This window comes from Micromonospora sp. NPDC051296, assembly GCF_040682255.1.
In the GTDB taxonomy this organism is placed as follows: domain Bacteria; phylum Actinomycetota; class Actinomycetes; order Mycobacteriales; family Micromonosporaceae; genus Micromonospora; species Micromonospora craterilacus.
Map to the genome: position 1 here is coordinate 1 of NZ_JBFBAO010000636.1, position 1,732 is coordinate 1,732.

Here is a 1,732-nt window from a genome sequence, read left to right on the forward strand (position 1 = left end):
TCGCATCCAAATGTGCCTGCCCTGGTCTTTGCCGATCACAAGCTGCCCGGTAGCTCTGTGAATTTCCACGGCGGCCCGATCGGCACCGGCCTGCCCGTTCAGCTGATCTATTGGGGCAGCTGGTGGCAGACGAAAGAGGGATCGGCCCGAAGGACGCTCATCGACAGCCGCACCCAGTCGCTGCTGGCCAGCGACTATTTCAGTGAGCTGGCCCAGTACGGGATCGCCCGCCCCTCGTGGCGTGGCTCGCTGATCTGCACCGAGCCGCCACCGCCCGCGGCCTTCAACAAGGACGAGGACCAGGAGGCGGTGCCGGACCTGATCGATGACCTCATCGACGCCGACGTTTTTCCTGACCCTGACGAGGGGCGGATCGCGTTCGTGGTGCTGATGCCGGAGGGCTTCGCTACCTCGATCGCTGACGGCGCACACACAAGCGACTTCGATCAGGACTTCCTCGACCGTGATTACTACTGGGTTGCGTGGGTTCGCTTCTTCAACGACCCTGAGTTGACGATGCGTACGCTCAGTCATGAACTGGTCGAGATGTTCACCGATCCGGAGGGCGACGGCTGGTACTGCCAACGGGCCGAGGTCGGCGAGATCGCTGACGCAGCGGTTTCCGGCAGCATCAAGCAGGCAGCGTGGGTAAACGATGTCCGAGTCCAGGCATACTGGTCCAACAACCACTCCGCCACTGTCATCCCTGTCGACCGTGATTACCGGGCCCGGATATCCGGCACCCTTGCGGTAGACAGCGCCACGACCCTGACGAGCGGCACGTTTCGGCCGAGTGCCGCCCAAATGGCACTCTGCTCGATCGTGCCCGACTGCTGCTTCTCGGATCGGGACTACAGCTACGAGGTTGTCGGCCGTGACGAGAGCATCACCCTGCGGCTGGAGACGCAGCGGTACCGCGCACCACGGGCCGCGTGGACGCTGGCCGGACAGCCAATCAGTGGAAACGGCAACCTCAAGGTTCACGTGACGGCCGAAACCTATGTGGGTCGGGATGCGCAGTACGGCGATCGCGAGGTGAGCATCTCGTACACATGCAGCGACGCCGACTTGCGCCTGGGCACCGCCGCCACATCGGCGAATTTTGACGTCCAGGTGGGCTGCGCGGTGACCGACGTTTCCATCAATGGCAACGTGAGAGTCAATGTAATCGCGAAGCCACAAGTCACCATCGGCTTTGTCGGTATCGAACTCAAGGAGGACTCCACCTATCAGGACCAGTTGAAGGCGTGCAACAAGGCCGCCCACCGTATGTTCGACAGGACGGTCGGGGGCGCCTGGCGCCGGCCGCGTCCCGGTGAGCCGCTCGAATTGCCACCGGGAGTCGTCGCCGAACTGCCCGCCTACACCCGCGTTGCGCGCTACCAGGCGCTCCGGGCGACGGCGGTGCTCAGCCGGGCCGCCTCCCGGGCGCTACCGGAGGTGGAGGCGACGGCTGCCCATACGGCACTCGTTAGTCGTGCGCCATTGCTGCGTGCCGCCGCGCATGCCGTAAGCCGGCCAATTGGTTGATGGCGAGGCTCACGCCAGGCCGCGGCGAATCCACAGATGAACCCCTTGCGGGTAACCGGGCCCCGTCCACGCGAGATCTTGGACAGTTGCCGTTATGCGCGAACGGCAACTGTCCAAGTCAGCCGGTCTTTTGGGGACGCCGCGCAGGCGTGAAAATGGTGGGTAGGTCGCCCGCCGACGTCGTGAGATCTTGGCCTGTTTG

Annotated in this window: 1 protein-coding gene; it reads left to right on the forward strand. The window is 64.2% G+C overall.

The window, feature by feature from the left end:
* Nucleotides 1-1,530: hypothetical protein (locus AB0M52_RS33720; protein WP_363961917.1), on the forward strand; the 1,530-nt coding region annotated here is incomplete at its 5' end.
* Between the last annotated feature and the right edge of the window lie 202 nt (nucleotides 1,531-1,732).